This is a genomic window from Bacillus sp. SRL543 (genome assembly GCF_984799205.1).
The window spans coordinates 1,377,085-1,397,687 of record NZ_OZ481794.1; the positions used below are offsets into that span (position 1 = coordinate 1,377,085).

Annotated in this window: 19 protein-coding genes and 1 other annotated feature; of the genes, 15 read left to right on the plus strand and 4 right to left on the minus strand. The window is 46.6% G+C overall.

Annotated features, from left to right (window positions below; translation table 11 throughout):
- The first annotated feature begins 465 nt into the window (after positions 1 to 465).
- Positions 466 to 675 (plus strand) — a binding site (T-box leader).
- Positions 676 to 820: 145 nt separating this feature from the next.
- The 4 genes from proS to cls all read left to right on the plus strand — a co-directional run bounded on the left by proS (position 821) and on the right by cls (position 5,514).
- A complete protein-coding gene (proS, locus tag AC4E8B_RS07095) occupies positions 821 to 2,251 on the plus strand; it encodes a proline--tRNA ligase (RefSeq protein WP_490217883.1) in 1,431 nt (476 codons plus the stop codon).
- 138 nt (positions 2,252 to 2,389) lie between these two features.
- Positions 2,390 to 3,628: an ATP-binding protein gene (locus AC4E8B_RS07100; RefSeq protein WP_490217884.1), complete on the plus strand. Its 1,239-nt coding sequence runs from the start codon at positions 2,390 to 2,392 to the stop codon at positions 3,626 to 3,628.
- A gap of 73 nt (positions 3,629 to 3,701) precedes the next feature.
- Positions 3,702 to 3,857 (plus strand): hypothetical protein, encoded by a 156-nt coding sequence (locus AC4E8B_RS07105; protein ID WP_490217885.1) that lies wholly within the window; start codon positions 3,702 to 3,704, stop codon positions 3,855 to 3,857.
- 145 nt (positions 3,858 to 4,002) lie between these two features.
- Positions 4,003 to 5,514 (plus strand): cardiolipin synthase, encoded by a 1,512-nt coding sequence (gene cls / locus AC4E8B_RS07110; protein WP_490217886.1) that lies wholly within the window; start codon positions 4,003 to 4,005, stop codon positions 5,512 to 5,514.
- Positions 5,515 to 5,541: 27 nt separating this feature from the next.
- Here cls and AC4E8B_RS07115 read toward each other — a convergent pair whose 3' ends face one another.
- Positions 5,542 to 6,453, minus strand: coding sequence for a VanW family protein (locus AC4E8B_RS07115; RefSeq protein ID WP_490217887.1), 912 nt, complete (start codon positions 6,451 to 6,453; stop codon positions 5,542 to 5,544).
- A gap of 151 nt (positions 6,454 to 6,604) precedes the next feature.
- Between AC4E8B_RS07115 and AC4E8B_RS07120 the strand changes: the two genes are divergently transcribed.
- The 3 genes from AC4E8B_RS07120 (at position 6,605) to AC4E8B_RS07130 (ending at position 8,887) form a co-directional block, all read left to right on the plus strand.
- Positions 6,605 to 7,222: a PH domain-containing protein gene (locus AC4E8B_RS07120; RefSeq protein ID WP_490217888.1), complete on the plus strand. Its 618-nt coding sequence runs from the start codon at positions 6,605 to 6,607 to the stop codon at positions 7,220 to 7,222.
- Positions 7,223 to 7,273: 51 nt separating this feature from the next.
- Positions 7,274 to 7,939: a vWA domain-containing protein gene (locus AC4E8B_RS07125; RefSeq protein ID WP_490217889.1), complete on the plus strand. Its 666-nt coding sequence runs from the start codon at positions 7,274 to 7,276 to the stop codon at positions 7,937 to 7,939.
- A gap of 168 nt (positions 7,940 to 8,107) precedes the next feature.
- A complete protein-coding gene (locus AC4E8B_RS07130; protein ID WP_490217890.1) occupies positions 8,108 to 8,887 on the plus strand; it encodes a divergent polysaccharide deacetylase family protein in 780 nt (259 codons plus the stop codon).
- 137 nt (positions 8,888 to 9,024) lie between these two features.
- Here the strand turns inward: AC4E8B_RS07130 and AC4E8B_RS07135 are convergent, their stop codons facing one another.
- Positions 9,025 to 9,492 carry a hypothetical protein gene (locus AC4E8B_RS07135; protein WP_490217891.1) on the minus strand — a complete coding sequence of 156 codons (468 nt, stop codon included), beginning with the start codon at positions 9,490 to 9,492 and terminating at the stop codon, positions 9,025 to 9,027.
- 108 nt (positions 9,493 to 9,600) lie between these two features.
- Here AC4E8B_RS07135 and AC4E8B_RS07140 point away from each other — a divergent pair, with 108 nt between their 5' ends.
- Positions 9,601 to 9,804 (plus strand): YwbE family protein, encoded by a 204-nt coding sequence (locus AC4E8B_RS07140; RefSeq protein ID WP_490217892.1) that lies wholly within the window; start codon positions 9,601 to 9,603, stop codon positions 9,802 to 9,804.
- Positions 9,805 to 9,859: 55 nt separating this feature from the next.
- Here AC4E8B_RS07140 and AC4E8B_RS07145 read toward each other — a convergent pair whose 3' ends face one another.
- Positions 9,860 to 11,248 (minus strand): hypothetical protein, encoded by a 1,389-nt coding sequence (locus AC4E8B_RS07145; RefSeq protein WP_490217893.1) that lies wholly within the window; start codon positions 11,246 to 11,248, stop codon positions 9,860 to 9,862.
- Positions 11,249 to 11,470: 222 nt separating this feature from the next.
- On the opposite strand from AC4E8B_RS07145, the gene liaF reads away from it, so the two are divergent.
- Genes liaF through AC4E8B_RS07160 form a run of 3 tightly spaced genes read left to right on the plus strand, consistent with a single transcriptional unit; the run spans position 11,471 to position 14,003 of the window.
- The gene (gene liaF, locus AC4E8B_RS07150; RefSeq protein ID WP_490217894.1) at positions 11,471 to 12,307 is read left to right on the plus strand and encodes a cell wall-active antibiotics response protein LiaF; all 837 of its coding nucleotides are present in this window, start codon (positions 11,471 to 11,473) and stop codon (positions 12,305 to 12,307) included.
- Positions 12,308 to 12,319: 12 nt separating this feature from the next.
- Positions 12,320 to 13,357: a HAMP domain-containing sensor histidine kinase gene (locus AC4E8B_RS07155; RefSeq protein ID WP_490217895.1), complete on the plus strand. Its 1,038-nt coding sequence runs from the start codon at positions 12,320 to 12,322 to the stop codon at positions 13,355 to 13,357.
- 1 nt (position 13,358) lies between these two features.
- Positions 13,359 to 14,003: a response regulator gene (locus tag AC4E8B_RS07160; RefSeq protein WP_490217896.1), complete on the plus strand. Its 645-nt coding sequence runs from the start codon at positions 13,359 to 13,361 to the stop codon at positions 14,001 to 14,003.
- Positions 14,004 to 14,076: 73 nt separating this feature from the next.
- On the opposite strand, the gene AC4E8B_RS07165 is transcribed toward AC4E8B_RS07160, so the two are convergent.
- Positions 14,077 to 14,589 (minus strand): antibiotic biosynthesis monooxygenase family protein, encoded by a 513-nt coding sequence (locus AC4E8B_RS07165; RefSeq protein WP_490217897.1) that lies wholly within the window; start codon positions 14,587 to 14,589, stop codon positions 14,077 to 14,079.
- A gap of 312 nt (positions 14,590 to 14,901) precedes the next feature.
- On the opposite strand from AC4E8B_RS07165, the gene AC4E8B_RS07170 reads away from it, so the two are divergent.
- From AC4E8B_RS07170 to hemH, 4 genes are all read left to right on the plus strand, one after another.
- Positions 14,902 to 16,158: a DUF5068 domain-containing protein gene (locus AC4E8B_RS07170; RefSeq protein ID WP_490217898.1), complete on the plus strand. Its 1,257-nt coding sequence runs from the start codon at positions 14,902 to 14,904 to the stop codon at positions 16,156 to 16,158.
- 341 nt (positions 16,159 to 16,499) lie between these two features.
- Complete coding sequence (locus AC4E8B_RS07175; RefSeq protein ID WP_490215983.1) at positions 16,500 to 17,783, plus strand: IS110 family RNA-guided transposase; 1,284 nt, start codon at positions 16,500 to 16,502, stop codon at positions 17,781 to 17,783.
- A 682-nt stretch (positions 17,784 to 18,465) separates the two neighbouring features.
- Positions 18,466 to 19,512 carry a uroporphyrinogen decarboxylase gene (gene hemE / locus AC4E8B_RS07180; RefSeq protein WP_490217899.1) on the plus strand — a complete coding sequence of 349 codons (1,047 nt, stop codon included), beginning with the start codon at positions 18,466 to 18,468 and terminating at the stop codon, positions 19,510 to 19,512.
- 84 nt (positions 19,513 to 19,596) lie between these two features.
- On the plus strand, positions 19,597 to 20,529 hold the full coding sequence (hemH, locus tag AC4E8B_RS07185) for a ferrochelatase (protein ID WP_490217900.1): 933 nt from the start codon (positions 19,597 to 19,599) through the stop codon (positions 20,527 to 20,529).
- Positions 20,530 to 20,603: the final 74 nt, after the last annotated feature.

Below are 20,603 nucleotides of genomic sequence, written 5' to 3' on the forward strand. Positions count from 1 at the left end.
TGTTATTTGGTAGAATCTTCGGGTTTTTAGGTAGAATAACTCGTAATTTAGGTAGAATAATTCAATTACTAGGTAGAATACCTCAAAATTTAGGTAGAATCCTTCAAATTATTGATAGAGTTACCCATAATTCAGGTAGGATCGTTCAAACTATTGATAGAACACCCCATAATTCGGGTGGGGTTCTTCAAATTTTTGATAGAACAACCCATAATTCAGGTAGAATTCTTCAAATTATTGATAGAGCAACCTATAATTCAGGTGAAATCCTTCAAATTCTATATGTAATTAGTTCATAATCTCTCCAGAATGCTATTTTCAACCCTCATAAAACAAAACCCGCTTTTCACCTTAGTTAACGCCCGAATCCAACTCCAAGAAGCCCAGCAAAAACAAAACAACGGAAATTTTAACAAAATACAGGTTTGACATCATTCAATGCACTGTATATAATACTGAAAAATAACTGAAACGATGAAGGGGATCAGTAAACAGTCTATGTCTATCCAAGAGAGGGAGCCGGCGGTGGGAGGCTTCTATAGGCAGCTGCCGAACCTGCCCCAGAGTTCGCTGCCGGATGTTTGAAGGCAGCAGCGGCACATGCCGTTATCATGAAGAGAGTATAAAGCCTTGCTTTATAAATTAGGGTGGTACCGCCATGATCTGGTCCCTATTTTATAAATCGGGGCTTTTTTTATTTTTCCAGCAGAATGCCGGCACTTCTGCACTCTTCAAGAAGCTTCAGCCGCACCTCCCCTGGCCAGGGCGGGTGCGGAGGCGTTTATCGTTTCATCACTTAATCAGAATACGGGGTGCAATCATGGCAAAAGAATTTGTAAAAGAAATTACGGATATGGAAGAGGATTTTGCCCAATGGTACACAGATGTGGTAACCAAGGCAGATCTGATCGATTACTCAAGTGTCCGGGGGTCGATGATCATCCGGCCTTACGGCTATTCGCTCTGGGACAATATAAAAAATGAACTGGACAGAAGGATCAAGGAAACCGGGCATGAAAATGTTTATATGCCCCTTTTCATTCCGGAGAGCCTCCTGCAGAAAGAAAAGGACCATATTGAAGGTTTTGCGCCAGAGGTGGCATGGGTGACCCATGGCGGGTCAGAGGAACTGGCAGAGCGTCTGGTTGTCAGGCCGACGTCTGAGGTCCTTTTCTGCGAACATTATAAAAATATCATCCATTCCTACAGAGACCTGCCTAAGCTGTACAATCAATGGGCCAATGTGGTCAGATGGGAAAAGACGACGCGCCCGTTCTTAAGGACGCTTGAGTTCCTGTGGCAGGAAGGCCATACATGCCATGCGACAGATGAGGATGCGCACGAGGAAACGACAAGGATGCTTGATGTGTATGCCGATCTGTGCGAGAACGTCCTGGCTATACCGGTTCTTAAGGGCCGGAAAACAGAGAAGGAAAAATTCGCCGGCGCAAAATTCACTTACACAATTGAAAGCTTGATGCATGACGGAAAAGCACTCCAGACAGGAACCTCGCATCATCTTGGGGACGGTTTTGCCAAGGCGTTCGGCATCCAGTATTCGGACAGGGAAGGGGAGCTCCAGCATGTGCACCAGACATCATGGGGGCTGACGACAAGAGTCATCGGCGCCATGATCATGGTCCATGGCGATAACAGGGGGCTGATCATCCCGCCGCGCATTGCGCCGGTCCAGGTCATGATCGTCCCTGTGGCACAGCATAAAGAAGGTGTGCTTGATTATTGCTATGAGCTGAAAGAGAAACTGGGCAAGGTTTTCAGGGCCGGAATTGACAGCAGCGACAAAAAGCCGGGCTGGAAGTTCAATGAATATGAAATGAAGGGTGTCCCGCTCAGGCTGGAGGCCGGCCCGAAGGATATCGGGAAAAATCAGGTTGTGCTTGTACGGAGGGATACAGGAGAAAAGCTGTTTGTTCCAGCCGATGGACTGGAACAAACAATTGCCGGGCTGCTGGAAGATATCCAGTCCAGTTTGCTGGAAAAGGCGAGGGAGCTTCGTGAGCAAAAAACTGAAAGTGCTGCAAGCATGGGTGAATTCAAGGAGGCACTGAAGGAAAACCAAGGGTTTATTAAAGCCATGTGGTGCGGAAGCAGAGAATGTGAAGACAGGATCAAGGATGAGACTGGCGCGACTTCCCGCTGCATCCCTTTTGAACAGGAGCGTATTTCAGAAGAGTGCGTTTGCTGCGGACAAAAGGCGAAGGAGCTTGTTTACTGGGCAAAAGCCTATTGAACTTGCTGTCATAGCGTTTATCATATGAATATTTTTATATTGGGAAGGAATTTTGCCCTGGAAAAAGAATGTATTGACTAAGGCGATAAAGGGGTTTTTGCCGAATATCATAAATCCACCGAAGAGGGATTGTTATAAATGAAGAGAACGGGCCAATTTGCTTTAGTCAGCATTTCTATACTATTCACATTGACGCAAGCTTTTATTTTCGATGACCCATGGCACAAGGAAATTGTTGATTTCACCATTGCCACCATCATAGCCTGGTTTGTAGGCTGGCAGTATGACAAATTAAAATATCTCACTGAGAAAGCAAAAGAGAACGAAGCTTTTTACAGGCAGCTGATCGAAACGATGCCTGAGCCAGTCATTATCCAGGATTATGACAAAATTGTCTATGCCAACAAAGCAGCACTGAAGATGGTGGCTGCTGAGAGCAAAGAGGAAATGGTCGGCAGGTCAGTGTTTAATTTTATGGAAGCCGCTGAAGCCTTACAATACAAAAAGATACTGGATATTACCTATAAAGAAAAGCTTCCGGCCGGCCGAAGGGAACAGAAAATCACCAGGCTTGACGGCAAGAAGATATACTTTGAGGTTTCCACCCTTTTTACGACCTTTCAGGGCAGGAAAGCAGTGCTCTCAATCGGCCAGGATATTACGGTGAAAAAGGAGCAGGCAGACCTGCTTCTCCAAAAATCAGAGAAGCTGGCCCTGGTCGGACAGATGGCTGCAGGGATTGCCCATGAAATCCGCAATCCCCTGACAAGCATCAAAGGCTTCATGCAGCTGCTTAGGGCGGAGGGGAACCGGGAGTATGCCGATATTGCCATCTCGGAACTCGACAGGATCAATCTGATTGTGGGCGAATTCCTTGTCCTCGCTAAACCGGCTGCTGCGGTTTATAAGGTATGCGATCTAAAGAAGCTGATCCAGGAAGTGGTTGTACTGATTCAGCCGCAGTGCCTGATCCATAATGTCCAGATTATTACCTGGCCTGATCTGGAAAAAACGGAGATATGGTGTGAGGAAAATCAGCTGAAACAGGTATTTATCAATATGATAAAAAATTCAGCTGAAGCCATGCCGGATGGCGGTACCATTACAATCAGGGCAGCGGACAGGAAGGATGGGCATGTGGCAGTCACTATCATAGACGAAGGGACGGGCATCCCTGCAGACCGGATCCACACGCTGGGAGAGCCTTTTTATACAACAAAAGAGAAGGGGACGGGCCTGGGCCTGATGACCAGTTTCAAAATCATCGAAAATCACAGCGGTTTTGTCAAGGTCAACAGCGAGGTCAATAAAGGGACTGTTTTTGAAATCATCCTCCCCAAAACACAGGTGGAAGCAAAGGGGCATTCATTTACTTAAAGCTGTTCAAATAGGCGTTTTCCAATCCTTTATTCGGGAATAAAGATAAAAACACCGTTAGGAGGGACAGCCCATGACTGAAAATAACAAGGAAGGCCAAAACCAGGAAAGCCTGCTTGAATATGAACGGAAGCAGCATTCCGGCGGAGAAGCGCCTGATAAGCTTAAAGAGGGAAGGAAGCCTGACCAGCAGAACAGGCTGAAAGACCAGGAAAATATGAGGAAGTAATTCCGGCTGTATGAAGCCAAGCGGGCATGCCATTGTGGGCAATGCCCGTTTTTTCTGCAGCTGGGGCAAATCCAGCAAGGTTTCCTTCTCAAGGCACAAAGGGTATACAAAAGGTAACTTTCAATAGACTTGGAGAATGATCCCGATGAAAAAACAGAGAATAGAGTTTGTCTTTTTGCTTATATTGGCTGCTTCCCTGTATGTTCTGTTTTTTACTGGTGCAGGCTATGTCTGGAAGCTCGCCTGTGCAGGGCTGTATGCTTTTATTATTTTAGTCAGCATCTACTCGCTGATTCTTGAAAACCGCACTTCCCACCATACGCTCCTCTGGATGTATGTGCTGATCTTCATTCCGGTGGCAGGCTATATGTTCTACTTATATTCGGGGCAGCTTTATCTGAAAGGATATCTTTTCCGGACAAAAAGGAGCAATGACAGAGAGCAGTGGAAAAGGATGATGAAGCGGAAGGAGTCGCCGGACCTTACATTTCTGCAGGATAATCAGCAGAACTTTGCCAGGTTTGCTGCCAATGCCAGCATGACCCCCATCAGCACTTCATCCAGGGCTGAGATGCTGAAAAATGGCGAAGAAACGTTTGAAGAACTTAAGGCACGTCTGAAGGAAGCGAAAAAATTCATACATATCCAATACTATATCTTCCGCTCAGACAGGCTCGGGAAAGAGATTATTGATATTCTCATCGAGAAATCAAAGGCAGGAGTTGAGGTCCTTTTCATGTACGACGCTGCCGGCAGCATGAAGATGGCTGTGAATGAAATTAAGAGGATGGAGGAAGCGGGCATCAAGGTTCATTGCTTCCTGCCTTTGAAATTCGGCTTCTTCAACCAGAAAATCAATTTCAGGAACCACCGCAAAATCGTCGTGATCGATGGAGAGACCGGCTTTGTAGGAGGGCTCAATGTCGGCATTGAATATCTTGGGGAAGATGAAGCGATGGGATTCTGGCGCGACACCCATATGGTGCTGGAAGGCGAGGCTGTCTACACGCTGCACACGGTATTCCTGCTCGATTGGGAGTATGTCAGCCGTGAACAGGTCCTTGACAAGTATTCAATCAGCGAAGAACCGGCCGGCGAAGATGAAATCAATGGCGCAATCCAGGTGGTTGCAAGCGGCCCTGATACACAGCAGGGAATCATGGGGGATTTCTTTTATTCGATGATCACCAGTGCAGAAAGGTCGATTTGGATTGCCACACCGTATTTCGTTCCGAACGAAGCAATCAGGACTGCGCTGCGGGTGGCGGCGGCAAAAGGGGTGGAGGTAAGGATCATGGTTCCGGAAAAGAATGACAGCTTCCTTACCCAGTATGCAAGCAGGTCCTATTTTTCCGAGCTGCTCAGATATGGAGTTGAGATTTATTCCTATCAAAAAGGATTTCTCCATCAGAAAATCATCATCGCTGATGGCAATATGGCTTCTGTCGGAACAGCCAATATGGATATGAGAAGCTTCCACCTGAATTTCGAGGTCAATGTTTTCCTGCTTGGCTGCAGCTCTATCCGCGACCTGTCAGCGCATTTTGAAGAAGATATGCGGGAAAGTGTGCGGATCACACCTGTACAGTATTATAAGCGCGGACTCTGGGAGAGAACAAAAGAGTCTTTCTCCAGGCTCTTTTCCGGAGTGCTCTAATCATTTGCGCTGCTGACCGGCCTTTATTCAGTCAGCAGCTTTCTCATCTTCTTCGCTGAATTTCGCTGCGCCTGGGACGTTACGCGGTTCATATTTGACGGCATCCGAAGAAAAGACCCTGATGGCAAGCGTCCCTCCATATACCTGTGCGCGGATCAGGATTGGCTGATTGTAGGTATTTTTGAAGGTGAAATCCGGTCCGTACCAGCTTACGGTTGCGTCTCTTCCGGAAGGGACATACGGGACGCGCTTGCTGTGGGAATATCTTTGGATGATGCTTGCCCCGGCGCTATCGACAGCATTATAAAGGGTTGAAGATACCTGGCATATGCCGCCCCCGATTCCCTCGGACAGCTCGCCCCTGACAATCACCGGGGCTGGAAGATACCCCTTGGCTGCCGTCCGCTTCCCGACTTGTTCATTAAATGAGAATACCTCTCCCGGAAATACAACAATGCTGTCTATCGATCCGGCTGCAAGTCTGATATTCTGCGTCCTCGCCTTATTATGGGAGTTGAAATACGTCACATACTGGCCGATCTGGCGTGCTTTTACAGATAAGAGCAGTTCGCTGTCCACCCTGGGATAGACCGGGAGCAGCGGCAGATCAATCCGCCCTGATCCCGGGCGGTAATATTGGGTATAAAAACGCACCGCAAATAAATCCTGATTCAATTTGCTGCCAGGTTTTTCAGGGATGATCCTTTCCCCTGGACCTACTTTGGCATCCTGCGGCTCCCTGTAAGCAAGGCTGTTCATTTTTGCCTGGAATGCTTTGAATTTATCTTCATCTGCCAGGGGCAGGCCGGGTATATTGGCTGAAAATTCATCTTTCTGAACTTCTATGACAGACTGGCCTTCCTGCAGCAAGGATAACTGTTCCGGACCCATTCCTCCAGCTGCTGCCATCAGACCGAACAATAATATCAGCTTCATCATGCACACCTCCCTGAAATAGTATGGGCCAGTCTCCTGCTTTTCATGTAAAGCAGGAGACTGCCTGCATAACGCTGATAGTGAAGAAATTTCCTGAATATGCTAATATTAATCTGACTATAAAGAAGAATCTTATAATTCCGGAGGTAGGAACATGTTCAAAAGAGTGGCTTCAGATGTGCTTGGGATCAGTGATATTGGCAGCGTCATTTCGCCGGCTGACTATGATAAGGTCGATGCTGATGATTATGTAATGCATGAGGATAATGAAAAAATCTATTTTTTGATCAAATCCAAATCAGATGAATATTGCTTTACCAACAAAGCGGTCATCCATCTGGATGGAACGAGTGCGATGAGCAAGAAAAGGGTCCTGAAAAGGTACAGCTTCCGGGAGCATCAAATTTCGAATGTGTACCTGGAAACAGCAGGCACAGTCGACCTGGACGTAGAAATCAAATTTGTAATAGGCTCTGCCTCTTTCTCCATAGATGTACATAAGCGCTTCATCGAAGAACTGAAGGACCTGTATAAAGCATTGATTAAAATCTCTGAAATCTGTGCGGAAAATGAGCATTCGATGGAATATGCCAAGAAGAGCCTTGAGGTAGCCTCCTCAACATTGGGCAGGACTGCTGGGGCAAGGGAAGGAAATCTGACAGATGATTTCAGGGTGTTGAACGAAACAGCTTTTAACTGGCTGATGAACAGCAGGAAAAAATACCATGTGAAAGATTTTGGATATGTTTTTGAAAAATTTATCAATAATTGAGCGCCGGATAGGACTGTATGAAAAAATAATCTTAGCGGGGAGTTGTGCTGTATGAGTATATCCTTGATGAAGAAAACAGCAGGTATCGTGCTGGAGAAGAAGAAGCTGTCACATGTACAGGCAAGAGTCGGTCTTGTATTGGATATTTCAGGCTCGATGCGGACGCTATACCGGAATGGCACGGTTCAAAAAGTGGTGGAACGGATTCTTGCCGTGGCCAGCCAATTCGATGATGACGGCATGCTCGATATTTGGGTATATGATAATGAGTTTTCAAGGCTGAAGCCGGTGACGGAAAATGACTTTGAAGGTTATGTTAATGAATATATCCTGAATAATGAGCTAATCCATAAATTCGGGCGAAATGATGAGCCTCCTGTCATGGAAGATGTTATCCAAAAATATACAGTTGAAGATCCGAGCAGCGATCCTGCATTCATTGTCTTTATCAATGATGGCGGCTGCAAAAAGACGATCAAGAAACCGATTGTCAAATCGGCCGGCAAGCCTGTTTTCTGGCAATTTGTCGGGATTGGCGATTCCAACTTCGACGTGCTGGAAAAATTGGATACAATGGAAGGGCGCTATATTGATAATGCGAATTTCTATCATTTCAAGGACATCGAGCAAGTAAGCGATGAAGAATTGTATGACCATCTTCTTGATGAGTTTCCGTCATGGATTAAAGAAGCGCGGGAAAAAGGTGTATTAAAATAATCCGGCCTGGCAGCAGCCAGGCTTTTTCTGTGTTTTTCTGGATATTTAAGCTTTTTGCCGGGCTGGAATGTATATACACTCAGTTAATCCCAAGCAGTCCTGCAGACTATGAATGAACAAGCACCACGCTGGGGAATGTAAGAGGAACAACGATTAGCAGGAGGATATATGAAAAGAATTGCAGTATTGCTTATCTTATGTTCTTTCTTTGCCTCAACTGCCAGTGCCGAAACCCAGCAGGAAGAAAGGAAGGCTGCTATCATCATTGATGATTTTGGAGGAGGCATCGGAGGCGTAAAGGATTTCCTTGAAGGCGATATCCCGATTACGGCAGCGGTGATGCCATTCACAGACCAGACGGCACAGCATGCTGAATGGGCCCACGAAAATGGATTTGAAATCATGGTTCACCTGCCAATGGAGCCTAAAAGGGGAAAGAAATCATGGCTTGGGCCAAAACCGATCACAACCGATCTGTCTTCTGAAGAAGTTAGGAAAAGGGTTAATGAAGCCATTGACAGTGTCCCATATGCAAAGGGGCTCAATAATCATATGGGCTCTCGGGCGGTAGAAGATGAAGGGATTGTCCGTGAAATCGTAAAAATTGCTAAAGAACGCAAGCTGTATATTGTGGACAGCGGCACAAGCCCTGATTCAAAGTTTCCCATGATTGCAAAGGAGCTTGGGGTGCCGCTTATCAAAAGGGATGTATTTCTTGATGATATTTCTTCTGTTTCCCATGTCAGGCGGCAGATGAAGAAGCTGGCGCTGATCACGGAGCAGCAGGGGAGAGGAATTGCAATCGGTCATGTCGGGGTGACTGGCAAGGTCTGCTCGGCAGGCATCATTCAGGAGAAAGAGATGTTTGAAGAAAAAGGCATCCGCATTGCCCCTGTATCTGAAATCATTTCAAGTGAAATCAGAAAAGAGTATTATCCATTCTACTAATAGCCGGTGGACAATACGAGGCAATTAGAGGGGTGGCAAGAATACTCCATAACGGCCTCCCTGCAAATCAAAATGGTCACTTCTGATTGTGGGCCTGAAAAAATGAAAAGGCAGCCCATTTAGGCTGCCTCTTAGCATTAGCTCCGTTTAAATCCTTCTTCTTCGAGATATTCTTTTGCTTCCCGATAAGATAGAAAAGCGGCGTCCAGATTCAGGCCGGCATATACATTCCACATTTCATCTTCCTCTATGAGGACAAGGGTTTGACCATCCGGACTGCTCCAGGTTTCTTCTATCTGTGCAGCAGGCTGGGCTTCTTCGGCATCATGGCCGGAGAGGGACTGGATCGATTTTGCAATGATATCGCGCAGTTCCGATTCAGAGAAATCCCTGATGTTCACCATGCCTTTGCTGTCAGGCGAATAACTTTGTACATATTCTGCAAAAACAAAGCCATTGCCGTTCGGATGCAGATGGTATACGACATTTTTCTTGTCTATGGCGCTTTCTTCATAATGAAAATTGACTCTGCCAAGAGAGACATTTTTTCTTTCAAGTTCGGGAAATGACTCGATGATCGCTAATTTTTCTTCAAAAGTAAGCATGCTTCCTCCAATGGATAAGGTGTTAATTTTGTGTTCTGCCTATTATACCATTAGAATAGAAGAACAAAAAGCGCGCTTGACGGCGCAGATAGAAAAGGAGCTGTATGCATGTCTGAAAATGGCAAATATCGTGAACATGTTAAGCCTGGAATGGAAGCTGATATCATATTGAAAAAGGATCAGCGGACAGGGGCGAGGACAAGGGGGACTATCAAGGATCTTCTGACTAATTCTTCTTTCCACCCTCATGGAATCAAGGTAAGGCTGACTGACGGCCAGGTGGGCAGGGTGGCAGAAATCATTAAAAAATAGAGGGGCAGCTGTTATCAGCTGCCTCTTTATTTGTGCTCTTTTTCCGGGCGGCCCTTTAGATGAGGAACATGGCAACAATTGTAGTGGCTGCCAGGCCGATGAGGACAGGAACGAGATTCCTCCTTGCAAGTTCAAAAGGATCCACATTGCAGATGGCAGCTGCGGGGATGAGCGCCCAGGGCACGAGTGTCCCGCCGCCAACCCAGATGGCGGCAACCTGCCCGAGGGCGGTCAATGTTGCTGCACCGGCGCCGATTGCTGAAGCAAAAAGGCCGGCGACAGAGCCTGCCAGGGAAATCCCGGAAAAGCCGGATCCATCAAGCCCGGTGATGGCCCCGGTGACAGTGAGCGTCACAGCCGCAATTTCTTTGCTTAAGGGCACAGCTCCTGCCAGCGCAATTCCAAGGTCATTGACAATACCCTGTGATTCTGAGGGCAAATAATCCCCGATTATGCTTGTGAAGCCGGAATCGCCAAGGTAAAAGAAAGCTGCGATGGGGATGACCGGTCCGAAGACCTTGAAGCCAAATTGGAAACCCTCAATCAAATAGGAGGTCGTTTTTTCCAGCCCTTTATTTTTGTGGCTGGCCATAGTGATGACCAGCAGGATGAAGATCGATGTTCCTCCTACAAGGGCTGTTGCATCACCGCCCTGCAGGTCAAGCATAAACATGGCTGCTACATCCAGAGCAAATAAAACAGGGATGAGGAGGGCAAAGAATCTTTTTTGGCCCCTTGAGAGAAGCCCGCTTTCGCCTTGTTCAGCCTTTTGTTCCAAAGGAGCAGCCGGCAATAGCGTGCCCTTTTTCATATCTCTTCTTAAAAAGATGAAGGCAGTGACAACTGTGACAATCCCCATCACCGCCACCAGCGGGATGCTGGCTGCTATTACTTCGCCTGCAGGAAGTCCGGCCGCGTCTGCCGTCAATTTAGGTGCTGCCTGGATGATGAAGTCTCCTGACAGGGCAATCCCATGGCCGAAGAGGTTCATGGCCATAGCTGCCCCCAGGGCAGGAAGCCCTGCCTTCAAAGCTGCCGGAAGCAGGACGGCTCCAAGAAGGGCGACGGCAGGTGATGGCCAAAAGAACCATGAAATCACCATCATGACAATGCCGATCGTCCAATAGGCGCCCGCCGGACTTTTGATCATTTTCGAGAAGGGTGCTATCATCATTTCGCTTACACCCGAAGCAGCAAGGATTCTGCTCATGGCCACGATGATGGAGATGACGAGAATGGTAGAAAGAAGCTCGGTAATCGCATATATGAAACTGTTAAACACACTGCTGACAGATGTGCTCAAGGAGCCGGTGCTTGTGATGGCAATCAGGAAGATGCCGGCTATGCACACAAGCGCCGTATCCCGTTTGGCTATCATAAAACCGATGATAAGAACAATGAAAAAAACATAGATAGCATGCAGGACTGTCAGGTCAACCGCCATTTTATATCCCTCCTATAGTGTGCCTGGGCCATAGCCTTCAAGCGTACTATAGATTATGTATAAGGATGGGCGATGTGCATGATCGCTGCCCTCCGTCTCAAGGCGGAGGGAAAAGCCTTCCAGAGGCAGTTAACGAAAGAAGGAAGCCTGATAAAATAGGGAATGCAGGGAAAAGCATTTTCTGCAGCGAATATTTATAGAGTGAGAAAGAAGGGAAGCCAAATGCGCTATCGATCAGTCAATCAAATTTTGTTTGCATTATGCCTTCTGGCTGCAGGAGTCCTGCTGCTTCTTGTCAATATAGGTGTCATTTCCTTGGAAATAAAGGAGCTTTTTGTCACTGGATATCCTTTCGTGATTCTGGGCTACAGCCTAATCCTGCTGTTTTCAGCTTTGGTTAGTAAAAAAGGGGGCAAAGCTTTTGCCGGATTCCTGATCATTTTCTCCGGGCTGCTGGCTTCTGACAGGCTCGGCTTGCTCCAATTTTCTTTTTGGGATGTTTGGAAGCTTTGGCCGCTTGCCATCGTATATCTTGGATTCTCGCTTCTAATAAAAACAGAACATATTAAAGTGCACGTTGAAACAGAGTTTCCCTCTAAAGAATACGAGGGGATGGAGAAGCTGGATGAAAAGGATCCGGGCGGGGATAAGATCATAAGGATAGAAAAGGGATCGCATCATGCCCCGCTGCCGAACATCAGAGGGTTTTCAATAGGTGACGTGAGCTTCAAAAACGCAAATTGGTCTGTAGAGCCGATGAATCTGTATAACACTGTCGGTGATTATTTTATAGACTTCAGCAAGGCGTATATCCCGGAGAAGGAAACGCCGATTTCAGTCAAGGGATGGGTCGGCGATGTCAAGATGATCATCCCCGAGGATGTCCCGATCATGGTCCACTCCCATATCAGTATCGGGGATATCCGCATCTTCGATATGAAATCAGAAGACCTGAACCGCAAGCTTTACTATAAATCCCCGGGGTACGATGATGCGGCAAGGAAATTGAATATAACGATCCAGCTGAAAGTCGGCTCCATTCGAATCGATCATGTATAGGAGACACTGCTGATGAAAAAAATGTTCGGAATCAGGTATTGGTTTATCCAGAGCTTTATTATGATGGCGCTGATCAGCTCTCTCATCTTCTTTGTCGGCATGCAGGTTTATTTATTCCTTGCCGATGAACCTGTCCTCACTATCTCAATCTCGTTTTGGCTGTTTGTCTATTGCCTCCTAATCCTGCTGGCTGCCGGAGGCTATTTCGGGATTAAAGGGAGCTACCTGATTAAGGGGAGGCTGGGCGACATCCTGGTGGCCGTGTCCAATCTCCGCTCGGGTAAGCTGGCGGTAAGGATTGCCTCTTACGAAAAAGATGAGATAGGGCTAATTGCAGAGGAGCTTGATGGATTGGCTGACTATATCCAGGAGCAGGTCCACTCGGTCCAGAGGCTTGCTGATGAGCGCTCATCCCTGGCCCAGTCGGCTCATGCAGCAGCAGTAATGGAGGAAAGGCAGCGCCTTGCAAGGGATCTGCATGACGTTGTAAGCCAGCAGCTGTTTGCTCTTAGCATGATGTCATCTGCTGCATTGAAGGTCTTTGACAGGGATTCTGAGAAAGCGAAGAAACAGCTCGAGGAAATTTCCGGTATCGCCGCCAAAGCGCAGGGGGAAATGAGGGCTCTTCTGCTCCATTTAAGGCCGATCCAGCTGAGCGATGACACCCTGTGTGACGGGATTATCAAGCTGATCCATGAATTGAGGGGGAAAACCACCATCGATTTTCAGGCCAGCATTGATGAAATCGAGCTTTCCAAAGCGGCAGAAGAGCATTTGTTCAGGGTTGTCCAGGAGGCACTTTCCAATATTCTCAGGCATGCGGATGCATCAAAAATAAAGCTGACACTTACAGAAAAGGAAGATTATACATATTTATTTATCGGGGATGACGGAAAGGGTTTTGACCCTCATATTGAAAGGGTTGCTTCTTACGGATTGAAAACGATGCGGGAGAGGTGCGAGGAAATAGGCGGGATTTTCAATATCCGGTCGAAACAGGGAGAAGGAACTTATATTGAAATCCGGATCCCGCTGAAAGGGAGGGAATAAAGTGATCAGGATAGCAGTCGTGGATGACCACGAAATGGTAAGAAAGGGAATCATCTCATATCTTTTGACTGAACCGGAAATAGAAGTAGTGGGGGAAGCTTCCAGCGGGCATGAGGGGGCTGCCCTTGTGCTGAAGGAAAGACCTGATGTGGTCCTTATGGATCTTTTGATGGAAAACGGAAGCGGCATTGAGGCGACGAGAGAAATTTTGAAAAGCTATCCTGAGTGTAAAATCATCATCATTACGAGTTTTTATGATGATGAACAGGTCTTTCCTGCAATAGAAGCCGGTGCATTCAGCTATATGCTGAAAACGGCAACGGCGGATGAAGTGCTTGACTGTATCCTGAAGGCTGCAAGGGGAGAGCCGGTGATAGAGCCGAAGGTCGCCACAAAAATGATGGGCCGCCTTCGCAGCCGGGAGAAAAAGCCCCACGAAGAACTGACGGAAAGAGAGCTTGAGGTCCTTCTGTGCATCGGCGAAGGTATGACCAACCAGGAAATAAGCAATCAGCTCTTCATTGGGATAAAAACAGTGAAAACACATGTCAGCAATATACTCAGCAAGCTGTCTGTTTCCGACCGAACTCAGGCGGCTGTATATGCCAACCGCAACGGCCTTATTAAAGAAGGCCCGAAAGCCTGAAGGTTGCATAGTGAGAAGAAAAGGCCGGAAGATGCGGGCTTCCGCATCTTCCGGCCTTTTCTGATATAAATGATCAATCTGCTTCAGGAATATAATAAGTTGTTACAAAGGATGGGCGTGCAAAGATATTTGGACGCTGGACATCGATGCCTTGATCTGTTCCCCGTTTTTCGTGGGCTTTTTCATAGGCTTTGGAATCCTGCCAATTTTTGAAATCCTTTTCGGTCTCCCATTGGGTGAGAATGACATACGTATCGCTGGAAAGCGGACGAAGTACCCGGATGCTTATGAAGCCAGGCTCGTTTTCGACAGCTCCAGCCCTGTTTTTAAATCGGTATTCGAATAAGGGCCTGCCTTCTTCTGTTACCGGGATATTGTTCATGACAATAAAACCGCGGCCTTCGAGTATACCTGTTGAATCCAGCACTTCATAGCTCCGTGGTTCGTTAAATAAAGTTTTCCCCTCGGTTTCGTGGAGGAGCAGTGCATTGTCCGCATCCTGCATCAGCACCATTTTTTCTGCGCTGTTCTTATTTTGAACTGTTCTTAAAAAATCAAAAGTGCCGTTCGTCATATAAATCTTCATCCATATCACCTCATGATTCTCTTTGTATGTTAGCGCTCTCCTCCATTATAGCTTTTCCGCATGCCGATTCCCAATCGGAGCTCTTAGCTGTCGGACGAAAGTATATTTCTAGATTTTGGTTTAACAGGGGATTTTTAGGGGTATTTTCCTATTCGGAGGCTGCTGGGTCTGTGTGCTTCCTCCTATCTTTGCCTGCTTATTGATGGTAGTATTTCCGTGATTTTTCCTTTTCGTCTATTAAACAGGGAAATCTATCATTTCGTGATTTATAATGGCGGAGGGAAAATAATCCAAAAAAGGTTGTGTAAAAACGTGAAGAAAAATGTTTTATGGACAGCACTCCTGGCGCTTATGCTTTTATTATCGGCATGCGGGAATGACGAGAAAGCTTCAAGCGATAAAGAGCCGGAGAAGAAGGTTGAAGCTGAAGAAACAGATCATGCCGCCGCAGAGGAAGAAACTGATGAGTCGGAAGAAGCTGAAGAAACGGCTGAAGGAACAAGTGCAGAAGGCGAGCTGCTTAACCCGAATATTGCCGACGAATCAGAGGGCGATGCTGAAGTCATCTATACGAACACTGATCCTGGCTTTGTCCACGATATGAAAGGCTTCAAAGTCTCTGTGGATGAATATCAGATCGTCAAAGTGACAGATATGCACGAGGATGTCACCATCCCGTTCAATGATGAGATCGACGGGTATGTGATCACGGCAAAGGTTACAGTGGACAATGGCACAGATAAAGCAATGTATTACAATAATATGCACCGGATCCAGACATCGCATGAGCTGGACTGGTATCCATCAGATCCGACCTTTATCCTTGATGAAGACAAGGTTAAATCGAAAAAAGAAACAGAAACAGGGAAATTTGCAGCCGGGGAGAAGGTAACAGGACTTATTTCATTCACCCTTACAAATGCCGAATTCGATAAGCTTTCGACTGTAAAGCCGAAGTACATCATTGAAGGCGGAGCTGCAGACAATGACCAGTTCAAGGGTTCCATCCAGGGAAATGCCGTCTTTGACTTTGTATACAGCGATGACCAGAAGAGTGCACTGGCAAGCGGGCCTTCCTTCTATCAGGATCGGCTGACGACCGATAATATGGCAGATAAAAAGATGATCTTTGAAAAAGAAGGAATTGGTGAAGCACAAAAAATCGGTGATGTAAATGTAACACTTGAAGGGGTCCAATACACAGAAATCACGCCCACAGAGGCCAACAAGCCCCGCTTTGAGAATTTTGGCGACAATGGCATCGCAGCCCTGACAGTTAAATTCAAGATTGACAATCAATCTTCAGAGCCCCTCAGCATCTGGAATATCGGCTCCATCCTTTCTGTGGATGATGACCGTGCAAGGATTCTGGCACAGGGCATGGTCGAACCGCGCGATCCGCAGACAATTGAAGCAGGAGCGCAGGGCGAGAAGCTCCATGTCTTTTTATTCAGGAAAGACGAATTCGAGATATTTAAAAAGTTCAACCTGGAATTCGGCCCTTTCTATAACCAAGACGGAACAAAAGCATTCAAAGGAAGAACAGCTGAATTTACACTGCCGAGATAAAAGCCGGCTTACATGAAGGCAGGCAGTATTTTTCAGACCAAAGGGGGTACGGAATGTAAAGATTCCGTGCCTTTACTGTTTTTATATACAAATTAGATTGTTGGTATTCATTGCCATTCGAGTTTAGAAACCTGTTGATTGGAGTGGAGGGCACGAAGACTCCTGCGGGAGATAGCGGAAGAGTTGAGACCCCACAGGAGCTTGCTCCGAGGAGCATTCCTGTAATAAAGTAATTGGGTTACTTTTCGGGATTTCTGCGATGTGCATAAAAAAAGTCCCCCTGGTACGATAGAGAGTGTCATGCATGACCTCGAATTAAGTACCGAAGGGAGACTTCTACTATGGATATTACACAAAATGAACGACTTAGGCAAATTACTGAACACACACTGATCATTGGAATCGATATCGCCAAGTACAATCATGTGGCCCGGGCCATTGATGACCGCGGTATCGATTTATCCAAACGGCTAGTTTTCCCTAACTCGTTAGAAGGATTCAACCTTTTACTTCAGTGGGCAAGGCAACTAAGCCAGGAAACAGGTCGTCCAAACTTGATGATAGGCATGGAGCCCACAGGCCATTATTGGTTGAATTTAGCCTATTTTCTTAAAGCTAAAGGGGAAAAAACCGTCGTTGTAAACCCGATGAAGGTCAAAAAATCGAAAGAGCTGGATGATGATTCCCCCACCAAAAATGACACGAAGGACGCCAAAGTAATCGCCCAGGTCATACGTGCGGGCCGTTATCATGAACCTATCTTACCTGAGGGGTTATATGCAGAGCTTCGTGAAGGAATCAAACTGTTTGACATGATTCAAGAGGACCTGTCTTCGATTAAAGCACAAATGCATAATGTGCTGGATCGGTATTTCCCTGAATTCTTAACAGTCTTTAAAGAATGGAACGGCAAAGCAGCGCTACAATTCTTGAAGTGCGGTTATCTGCCCGAAGATATTCAGCAAAAGACAGAAGAAGAACTTCTTAAAGAAGTAAAGCCGGTGGCCCAGAATACTCCAATGTCGAAGATATCCCGCCTTAAGCAGGCGGCCGCCTCAAGCGTTGGAATGACCACTGGTCTCCGGATGGCCCGCAAGGAGATTCTATATCTTGTGGATCAGTATCATTGGTTATCAGAACGCCTCCAAGACCTTAAAGTAGAATTGGAGGAGCTGGTGCGGCAGGTTCCAGGGGCGGAGAGGATGATGGACATCAGAGGCATCGGGTCTATGACCGTCGTTGGCTTCTTTGCCGAGGTTGGCGACCTCTCAAATTACCGAGATCCACGCCAAATTATTAAATTAGCGGGACTCAACCTGAAGATGAACCAATCCGGCAAGCACAAGGGGCAGACAACCATTACCAAACGCGGAAGGCGGAGACTGCGTGCCATTCTGTATCAAGTCGCCCGCCCGCTGGCCTGTCACAATAAAGGGTTCAAAGCCCTCCATTATCACTACAAAAACAGGGCTAAAAACCCTCTAACGGGGAAACAGTCCTACATTGCCTTAGGCCGTAAGCTGATCAAAATCCTGTTTGTGATTGGAACACGGGAGTGTTCTTTCAGTGAAGAACGCATGATTCATGATATCCCACATTTCTCTGATGTACAGGTAGCTGTTTAAATCAAATTCCGTTTCTTGTATTGTTTGTTTATACTGTTTCTAAATCAAGACAGAAGAAGCACGGATAAGCCGGTCACCATTCCGAGCATTAGGGCATAGACCCACCCGAGGAGCATATCCGGCATCCACACATGGCTAGGTCGAACGAAGGAATTTGCGCGCATAGACGCCGAGAGAAATGGGAGGGTCCACCACCATGTCGTAAGTGGAGATCCAAAGGTGCGATTATCAATTTACTTCCTATAACTGGTAATTGATATATCCGGTCTATTGAGACGCAAAGTCCACTTCCAAATTCTTAAAAATTTGGATGAAAATGTTCATCTACGCCGTCCCCCTTCTTTATAGTCAAGAGATGAAATGGGAGTAAAACAAAGCAATTATAAGAAAACGGTCGTTTTCATGAGGGAGGCTCAACTCCGCCCCGCGGAAAGCGAAGTGCCTGGAACGGAAATCAACACCCCATTTAAAAATAGGTTTGATTTTTATAAAGCACCATGCCTTTGCTTTATCTCTTTTTAAGGCAAATTTTCGACATTTCCCCAGGCAATCTATACAACCTATCCTGAAACCGCTATAGTGGAAGGGGCAATATGCCTTCATACATACCGGAATTTCTAATTTCCAGAAAGATATATTACAATGAACAAACAAAGAAGTACTGAAAGGTGGATACATTTTTATGGCAAAACAGATAGATGAAACATTTTTAAAAGCGGCGCGCGGGGAAAAAACAGACCGCGTCCCTGTATGGTACATGCGGCAGGCTGGCAGATCACAGCCCGAATACCGCGCCATCAAAGAGAAATACTCCTTATTCGAAATAACGCATCAGCCTGAACTATGTGCTTATGTAACAAGGCTGCCGGTTGAAAACTACGGAGTGGATGCAGCGATCCTCTATAAAGACATCATGACGCCTCTTCCGGCCATCGGAGTGGACGTAGATATCAAAACAGGCATCGGTCCGGTCATTTCCAATCCGGTCCGCTCGCTTTCAGATGTTGAGAAGCTGGGGGAACTTCATCCAGAACAGGATATCCCTTATGTCCTTGACACAATCAAGCTCTTAACAGAAGAACAGCTGACAGTTCCTTTGATCGGCTTCTCCGGCGCGCCATTCACAATCGCCAGCTATATGATCGAAGGCGGGCCGTCGAAGAACTACAATAAAACAAAAGCTTTCATGTATTCTGAGCCAAAAGCATGGTTCGCGCTGATGGACAAGCTTGCTGATACCATCATTGTTTATGTAAAAGCACAGATCAAGGCTGGTGCAAAGGCTATCCAGCTTTTCGATTCATGGGTAGGCGCACTGAATGTGGCCGATTACCGCTGCTTCATCAAGCCGGTTATGGAACGGATCTTTACAGCTCTTAAAGAAGAAAATGTGCCTTTGATCATGTTTGGCGTGGGCGCAAGCCACCTGGCCATGGAATGGCATGACCTTCCATTGGACGTAGTCGGACTGGATTGGAGGCTTCCAATCAGCGAGGCAAGGGAGATGGGCATCAGGAAAACAGTCATGGGCAATCTTGACCCTGCCATTTTGCTTGCACCATGGGAAGTAATTGAAGAAAGAGCCAGGGAAATCCTTGACCAGGGCATGCAGCAGCCAGGCTATATTTTCAATCTTGGCCACGGCGTCTTCCCGTCTGTCAACCCTGATACATTGAAAAAACTGACTGGCTTTATCCACGATTACTCGGCTTTCAAGCTGGCTGAGTAATTCCTGAGCATTAGATTTTGTATTCAGCCGGGTTTTTGGCACAATAAGTGACTAGATACATGATTAAAAAGAGGTGTAAATATAATGCCGAAAAAGAAAATGGGCCTGCTTGTCATGGCCTACGGAACGCCATATAAAGAAGAAGACATTGAGCGCTATTATACTCATATACGCCATGGAAGAAAGCCCTCAGATGAGATGCTTGAAGATCTGCGGAGCCGCTATGAAGCAATCGGCGGGATTTCCCCGCTTGCCAGGATTACACAGGAGCAGGGTGAAAAGCTTGAGCAGCATCTTAACAGCATCCAGGATGAAATTGAATTCAAGATGTATCTTGGCTTGAAGCATATTGAACCTTTTGTCGAAGATGCAGTGAAGAGCATGAAAGAAGATGGAATCACGGAAGCTGCAAGCATCGTGCTGGCTCCCCATTTTTCAACGTTCAGTGTGAAATCATATAATGGCCGTGCAAAAGAAGAAGCAGAAAGGCTTGGCGGCCTGACTATCACTTCTGTAGAAAGCTGGTATCAGGAACCGAAATTCATTGGCTATTGGGCAGAAAAAGTGAAAGAAGCCTTCGCATCCATGCCTGCAGATGAGAAAGACCATGCAGTGCTGATCGTATCGGCCCACAGCCTGCCGGAGAAAATCCTCCAGTCGGGAGACCCTTACCCTAACCAGCTGCAGGAAACTGCGGATCTGATCGCTGAACAGGCGGGGGTAGAAAATTATGAGGTTGGCTGGCAGAGTGCCGGGAATACTCCTGAGCCATGGCTTGGGCCGGATGTCCAGGACCTGACGCGCGACTTGTATAATGAAAAAGGCTATAAAGCATTCGTCTATACTCCAGTCGGATTTGTGGCAGACCACCTTGAAGTTTTATATGACAATGACTATGAATGCAAAGTGGTGACAGAGGAAATCGGCGCAAGCTATTATCGTCCTGAAATGCCGAATTCACAGCCTGAATTCATTGATGCGATGGCATCAGCCGTTCTCAGGAAGCTTGCAGAATAGCCAGATAAAGGGAGACCTGCCTTATTGGGCGGGGCTCCTTCTTTTAATTTCTGATACTATCCTGCAAAAGGGCA